Source organism: Kitasatospora sp. NPDC097691, from assembly GCF_040302665.1.
GTDB lineage: Bacteria > Actinomycetota > Actinomycetes > Streptomycetales > Streptomycetaceae > Kitasatospora.
Genome location: NZ_JBEORY010000149.1, coordinates 1 through 1,044 on the forward strand (window position 1 = coordinate 1; position 1,044 = coordinate 1,044).

At 69.4% G+C, this 1,044-nt stretch carries 1 protein-coding gene; it reads right to left on the reverse strand.

Annotated features, from left to right (window positions below; all coding sequences use genetic code 11):
• Nucleotides 1–918, reverse strand: a 918-nt coding sequence (locus tag ABTY56_RS38760; RefSeq protein ID WP_350634394.1) for a diguanylate cyclase domain-containing protein, incomplete at its 3' end; no start/stop codon positions are given.
• Nucleotides 919–1,044: the final 126 nt, after the last annotated feature.

A 1,044-nucleotide genomic window follows, 5' to 3' on the forward strand; every position in this document is an offset into this window, starting at 1 on the left:
CTTGACGTGATCGTCTTCGATATCGGCGTCCTTGAGAAGCTCGCGCAGGTCGGTGTGGTGATCCGGGCAGGCCGCCACGCCGATGCTGGCCTTGCAGGTCAGCGTCTGGTCCCGGATCTGCAACGGCTGGCGCAGGCGCTCGATCAGCGCTTCCGCATGCTGGACGGCGTTGGGCAGGCGCAGCGGGTCGACGAGAATGAGGGCGAACTCGTCGCCCGTGAGCCTTGCGAGCGTATCGCAGGGCCGTAGACCCTCCCGCAGACGATCGGCAACCTCGCAGATCACGGCATCGCCGACGTCGTGGCCGAGGGTGTCGTTCACGTCCCTGAGATGATCGAGGTCGATCAGAAGCAGGCTCACGCAGGTGCCGTCCCGCTCCGCCGCCGCGAGCGCCGCCTCCACGCGCCCACGGAACAGTTGCCGGTTCGGCAGACCCGTGAGCGCGTCGAGGTTGGCCGTCTGCCACAGCTTCTCCTGCGCCAGCTTGCGGTCCGTGATGTCGAAGGTGATCCCCACGATCCGATCCGCATCGACCCGCTCGACCGACGAACACAGCCATTGCATGCGTCCGGCGGGTGAGACGTACCGGAACTCGCGCTCCTCGCGCGCGCCGCAGGTTCGAATGAAGTCCGCCATCTGCGAGCGATCGTCCGGGTGTACGAGATCCAGGAACTCCGATCGCAATTCCGCCGCCAGGCCGAGGACGTGGGGGGCATTCTCGGTTTGGCTGACCCGACCCGTCTTGAGGTTGCGCTCCCACGCCACCATCCGGCCGGCGCGCAAGGCGAGACGCAGGCGCTCCTCACTGGTGCGCAGCGCGGCGATCGCCCGCCGCTGCTCGGTCACGTCGCGCACCGCACCGACCATGCGGACGGGCCGCCCCCGCGTGTCGCGGACGACGAAGGCCTGGTCGATCACTTCCTTGTAGCCCCCGGCACCGCTGCGGTAGCGGTCATCCCCATTTCCCCGCAGGACCGCCCGGCCCGGGGCGGGTCGCCTCCGACCGCCCTCCGACGGCCTTCCGAGCCGTCCGGGGGGCGGCGC